General features: G+C 62.7%; 4 protein-coding genes. 3 read left to right on the top strand and 1 reads right to left on the bottom strand.

The genetic code is table 11. The features are described from left to right. Positions 1-297: ATP-dependent metallopeptidase FtsH/Yme1/Tma family protein (locus ACE3UY_RS23150; RefSeq protein WP_374689829.1), on the bottom strand; the 297-nt coding region annotated here is incomplete at its 3' end. A gap of 268 nt (positions 298-565) precedes the next feature. Between ACE3UY_RS23150 and ACE3UY_RS23145 the strand changes: the two genes are divergently transcribed. From ACE3UY_RS23145 to ACE3UY_RS23135, 3 genes are all read left to right on the top strand, one after another. Further along, on the top strand, positions 566-1,369 hold the full coding sequence (locus ACE3UY_RS23145) for an inositol monophosphatase family protein (protein WP_374689828.1): 804 nt from the start codon (positions 566-568) through the stop codon (positions 1,367-1,369). 83 nt (positions 1,370-1,452) lie between these two features. Beyond that, on the top strand, positions 1,453-3,438 hold the full coding sequence (gene dhaR, locus ACE3UY_RS23140) for a dihydroxyacetone kinase operon transcriptional regulator DhaR (RefSeq protein WP_374689827.1): 1,986 nt from the start codon (positions 1,453-1,455) through the stop codon (positions 3,436-3,438). Positions 3,439-3,858: 420 nt separating this feature from the next. Further along, on the top strand, positions 3,859-4,147 hold a 289-nt coding region (locus tag ACE3UY_RS23135), incomplete at its 3' end, for an MIP/aquaporin family protein (protein ID WP_374689826.1).

The following is a 4,147-nucleotide window of genomic DNA, read 5'->3' as shown; positions in this document are numbered from 1 at the left end:
GTCTTCGGCCGAAATGCCGTAATATTGGAATGTCTCGATGAGACTGTCGGAGGGGGATTTCACCGCGCCGAAGGTGCGGCCGTCGTCCAGCGTCACCTGGAGGCGGTCGCCGCTGACCATCAGTTGTTCGACCTGGTCTTCGCGGATGAAATCGGCCATTTCCTGGAGGGTGATCTGCTCCGGGCCGGTGAACCGGCCGCTGAGCCAGAGCTGTAGCCCCAGAATGATGGCAAAGATGGTCAGAATCCACACCCAGGTAGGGATATTGGGGCGATTCTCATTCGGTTGATCGTCCATATTACACAACTCCCGCGGAACAACCGGCTGCATTCGGTATGTTAAGGCGCTGAGGCACAAACTTACCGTGCCCGTGACGCACTTTCTAATATGAAAGCTTATCAAAATTCCTTAAGACACGCATGAGCGCTTAACAACTGATTATATATGGTAAAGTTGCCCCCTTGTAGGGGCGGGTTTCAAACCCGCCCTACAAGGGCCGGCGCAAGAAGGCGGGTTGCCAACCCACGCTACAAAGCTATAGTAGACGCGCACAGGATGAACCCCTATGGACCTCGACTATGCACTTGAAACAGCCATCGCCGCCGCGCGCGAAGCGGGGACGCTGCTGATGGATGGCTTCGGCCGCGAGAAGGCGATTCAGACCAAAAGCTCGGCCACCGATTGGGTGACCCAGTTCGACCTGGCCGCCGAGGCGCTGCTGCTCGACCGGCTGCGGGCCGCCTTCCCCGACCACGGCTTCATCGGCGAAGAGGGCACGGCCGAGACCGGCCGACAACCCTATACCTGGTACATCGACCCGCTCGATGGAACCAGCAACTACAGCCACGGCTTCCCCGTCTTCTGCATCTCGTTGGCCCTCTATCAGGGGCAACAACCCTGTGTCGGCGTCATCTATGACCCGGTGCAGGAGGAGTGCTTCAGCGCCATCGCTGGCCGCGGCGCATCTCTGACCGGCCGCCACGGCACAAAGGCGTTGCGCGTCAGCGCGGCCACAGAACTGGTCAGCAGCCTGCTGGCAACGGGCTTCCCCTACGACGCACACACCAGTCCTCTGGACAACGCCGCCTACGTCGCCCGGTTTGTCAAGCGGGCGTTTGGGCTGCGCCGGGCCGGCTCGGCCGCGCTCGACATGGCCTACGTCGCCGCCGGCCGGCTCGACGGCTACTGGGAGTTCAAGGTGCACGCCTGGGACGTGGCCGCGGGTATCCTGCTGGTGCAAGAGGCGGGCGGCCGGGTGACGGACATCGCCGGGCAGCCGCTCGCCCTCACACCCCAATTACACGTCCTGGCCAGCAACGGCCACATTCACGAGGCCATGCTGGCGGTTATTGGGGAGGTTAGTGATTAGTCATTGGTGACTGGAAATAACGATCAACGACCACCAACAGAAAAATCTGCTTAATCTGCGAAATCTGTGGATTCCTCTTAGCCATGTTGCCAACCGGCTTTGACATCCCCAACGAGATCGTCGCCGAGATGTGGCGCACCTTCACCGAGACGGGGCGCCTTAACCCGGAGGACGCGGCGCGGCTGGACCCGACCGTTGCCCGCTCCTGGCAGCGCTGCGTCTACCGCTTCAACCCCCTGGCCCGGCCGCGCGTGGCGACCATCAGCCAGAATGCCCTGACGACCATCATCCGCGCCCAACAAGACCTCATCACCATCGCCACCCCGTTCATCGAGGATATCTATCAGTATACCGAGCGCTCCGACTACGCCATCCTGCTGGCCGACGGCGCGGGCTGCATCCTGGAGATAGGCGGCGACGCCCACGCGCTGGGCAAGGCCGCCGACCTGGGTTTCCAGCAAGGCATGTACTGGTCAGAGAACAACGCCGGCACCAACGCCCTGGGGCTGGTGCTGCTGGAGGGAACGGCTGTCCAGGTGGTCGGGCCGGAACACTACTTTCGCTTCCTGCACGGCATCGTCACCGCCGCCGCGCCCATCCACGACGTGCGCGGGCGCGTCATCGGCCTGCTGGGCATGGTCGGCTCGGTGGAGACGGCGACTTCCCACACCCTGGCCCTGGTCATGGCTGCTGCCCGCGCCATCGGCAACCAGCTACAAGCCAACTGGTATCTGGAGGAGGCGAACCAGCACCTCAGCGAGGTCAATACCATCGTCGAGGCCATCACCGAGGGGGTCATCGTCTGGAACCAGCAGGGGGAGATACGCCACGTCAACGAGCAAGCGGCGGAGATGCTCCAGCTGAACCCGCGCGCCGCCGTGGGGCGTCCGCTGACCGACGTGCTAACCCTACCCCGCGAACTGACCTACGCCATCGAGCATGGCGGCGAGCTGCACGACGTTGAGTTGAGTCTGCAAGCGCTGGGGCGGGATGTGCGCTGCGTGTTGACGCTGCGGCCGATCTACGAGGCCGGAGCCCAGCCGGTAAGTTACGTCATTCTGCTCAACCCCATCGAACACGTGCGCCAGATCGCCCAACAGCAGTACGGCGCGCAGACGTCGTTGCGAATTGAGGACGTGCAGGCCGACTCCGGCAAGATGCGCCAGGTGGTGCGCCAGGCGCGCACGGCGGCGCGCGGAACCGCGCCGGTGCTGATGCGCGGCGAGGGGGGGGTGGGCAAGAACCTGCTGGCCCGCGCCATCCATAACGATGGGCCGCGCGCCGGACGGCCATTTATCGACATCAACTGCCGGGCCATTCCCCACGAACTGATGGCCCGCGAGATCCTGGGGCACGAGCAGGACACACTGACCCGCGGCCAGCCGAGCAAGTTCGAGCTGGCCGACGGCGGCACGCTGCTGCTCGATCAGATCGAGAACCTGTCGCTGGAGCTTCAGGCCGCACTGCTGCACGTCATCGAGACGCGGCACGTGACCCGGCTGGGCAGTTCGACGCCCATCCCCGTCGACGTGCGCATTATCGCTGCCACGACCGACAACCTGGAAGACCTGGTGGCTCAGGGCAGCTTTCTCTCGCACCTCTATTATCGCTTCGGCGTCTTCAAGATTGACGTGCCGCCCTTGCGCGATCGTATTGAAGACATCCCCCTGCTGGCCGAGCGCTTCCTGGCCCGACAGACGGCGCGCGAGGATCAGGCGATGTGGATTGAGGACGCGGCAGTGGCAATGCTGGCCCGCTACCCGTGGCCGGGCAACGTGCGCGAGTTCGAGAGCGTCCTGGAGCGGGCCATGAGCCAGAGCCGCGACCACATCATTCGGGCCGGCGACCTGCCAGAGATGGTGCGCAATGGCCGCGTCGTCAGCGGCCGGTATCCATTGGCTCAGCCGGTGCTCTCGGTGGGCGAGGCGGAGCGGGAGGCCATCTTGCGCGCCGGTTGGGCCTGCCACGGCCGCGTGACCGAGATGGCGCGCATGTTGGGCATCGGTCGCTCGACCCTGTGGCGCAAGATGAAGCGGCTCGACCTCTCGCCGGCTACTTTCAAACAGTAGGCGCTTCACAGGTACGTTTCAAATAGAAACATTGCGCGTCACGCGATGTTTCTATTTGAAACGTTTTTGCCCCTCCGCTTGACCTCTTCTCATCTGGGACTTATCATAGCCCTTGTGTGTTCTGCACAATTGCCGCTGCCTGAAACTGGCGAAAGTGACTGACCACACAGTCTCTACGGGTCCGTCGAAGTATATGCCGCAGTCAGTCCATGCTTGCCCGGGTGCGTCTTTCTCTGGTCTCATCGCTTTCTTTCGTTCACGCTGCCCGCTAGACCAGGCAAGACCGCCGCACTGCGACGCAAGGAGGTAAGGTTATCGAGCCAGAGCAAGCGCAACACCCCCGCGACTTCTGCAGAAACGTCAGTCATATTTCAACGAGGTTTCCGTTTCTGAACCCCTGAGAGAAAAAAGGAGAGAACAATGTCTAGTCCATTTGTAGGTGAAATCATCGGCACCATGCTCCTGATCCTGTTGGGCGATGGCGTGGTGGCTAACGTTGTCCTGGGCAAGACCAAGGGCAACAGCGGCGGCTGGATCGTCATTACCACGGCCTGGGCCCTGGCGGTGTTCGTCGGCGCTTATTCGTCGGCCGTTGTCAGCGGCGCGCATCTGAATCCGGCCGTCACCATCGGCCTGGCAGTAGCCGGCAGTTTCAGCTGGGGGGATGTGCCGTTGTACATCATCGCCCAGATGATCGGCGCTATCATCG

The organism is Promineifilum sp. (SeqCode), from assembly GCF_041918635.1.
Lineage (GTDB): Bacteria > Chloroflexota > Anaerolineae > Promineifilales > Promineifilaceae > Promineifilum.
Note: the sequence above shows the minus strand (reverse complement) of the source record. Positions and strands in the feature narration are given on the sequence as shown.